The organism is Streptomyces sp. NPDC051664 (genome assembly GCF_044453545.1).
Classification (GTDB): domain Bacteria; phylum Actinomycetota; class Actinomycetes; order Streptomycetales; family Streptomycetaceae; genus Streptomyces.
In genome coordinates this window covers 1-1,586 of sequence record NZ_JBITCU010000118.1, presented here as the reverse complement: position 1 = coordinate 1,586, position 1,586 = coordinate 1, and the positions used below count along the sequence as shown (strand labels likewise).

The window sequence follows — 1,586 nt, the reverse complement described above, 5'->3', positions numbered from 1 at the left end:
AGCTTGACGTTTATCCTCGGCGGGCTTGGTGTTCCTTGATCGACTCGGCGCGTTTGACCGTCTTGCCGACGTCGTGGCGCTTGGCCCGTTGCTTGTTCTTCGAGCCGGGAGGCCGCCCCGGGCCTGGCCGGGACGGTTTCGGTGCGGCCGCCGGACGGGCCGTCGTCGCGCGGACGTTGCGAAACCCCCGGCGGACACGGGCAGGAGTGAGGCGGCGGGGCTCAGCGGGTCGCTCCCAGGGACGGCGCAGGTCCTCGGCGAGGGGGCGGGCGAGGCGGAGCTGGGTGTGGGCGGCGATGATGAGCCAGGTCCACAGATCGGCGCTGCCGGCGTGGCGGACCTTCGGGGCCGTCCAGCCGAGCGTCTGCTTCAGGAGCCTGAAGGTGTGCTCAAGGTCGAATCTGCGGAGGAACGACTGCCACCAGCGGTCCACGTCCACCAGCGTCGCGGCGGTGGCTGAGCACCACAGCCAGACCGGTTTCGGGTCGCGGTCGCCCGGCAGGTACTCGACCTGCAGTCGCACCAACGTGCCGTGCAGGACGGGCAGTTCCTCCTCCGCGTGGTCCAGCCATGGGCCGCGGTGGGTGAGTCTGGGGTGCATCCGGTCCCAGGCCATCGCCTCGGCCTTGCCGTAGCGGGTGGTGTCCGTGCTGGTGGTGACGTCGGGCTGATGCCAGCTGTCGGGCTTGGCGAAGGTGAGGACGCCGCCGTGCCGACGGGGCCGCCCGCCCTTCGGGCCGGAACGCGCGGGGCCTGCGTCGCGGAGCATGACCCGGTCCGAGCGCAGGCGCCCGACCAGCACGACCGGCAGGTCGGCCAGGGCGTGGGAGAGGTAGGTGACGTCGTAGCCGGCGTCCATCACGATCAGGATCTCCAGATCGCCCGGCATCCAGTGCCCGGCTTGCGTCAACCGCTCGACGACGTCGCGCAGTTGGGCGGCGGTGACGAGCGTCGCGTCGTCGGCGGGCCCCAGGCGCACGGCGTCCAGCAGCGCGACCCAGGAGGTGCGGCCGGACTCCAGCGCGGCAACGAAGGAGTACGGCCAGCCCGGCACGAACTGGTCCGTCTTGCGGTCGCCACGTCCGTAGACGTGGCAGAACAGCCGATCGTCGCTGGTCGGGGCATCGGGGCGGAGCCAGTTACTCACGTCCACGGCCAGCACGATCCGCCCGTCGGCCGCCTTCGGCAGCGGCAGGCCGGCCAGCATGCGGCGCAACCGCGTCGGCTCCAGCCAACCGCGGTCCAAAGCCGCGTACAGCGCGCCGTGCCCGCGCCGGTGCTCGACCGCCAGCGACAGCTCGACCAGGGTCTTCACCGGCCCGTCCGCGCACAACACCGCGTCCGTGAGCTCGAAGAGCACGTCCTGGCGGGCGTAGAGGCATTCGTAGAACTCGACCCGAAAGCGGGACAAGATGCCCAATGCGTCGCCTGCGGGCGCGTCGACCGGGAGACTCATACACAGCGGCCGTTCTCTCGTGCTTCGTGACTCGACATCTCGAAGCGTGGAGAACGGCCGCCCCTGCTGTCCCGGGAAGAACCGCAGATCAGCAGGTCGAGTGACCTGCGAGGATAAACGTCAAGCTAAG

General features: G+C 70.5%; 1 protein-coding gene. It reads right to left on the bottom strand.

The genetic code is table 11. From position 1 onward, the window contains the following. Nucleotides 1-10 precede the first annotated feature (10 nt). Nucleotides 11-1,456 (bottom strand): NF041680 family putative transposase, encoded by a 1,446-nt coding sequence (locus ACIA8E_RS41915; RefSeq protein ID WP_399307363.1) that lies wholly within the window; start codon nucleotides 1,454-1,456, stop codon nucleotides 11-13. Between the last annotated feature and the right edge of the window lie 130 nt (nucleotides 1,457-1,586).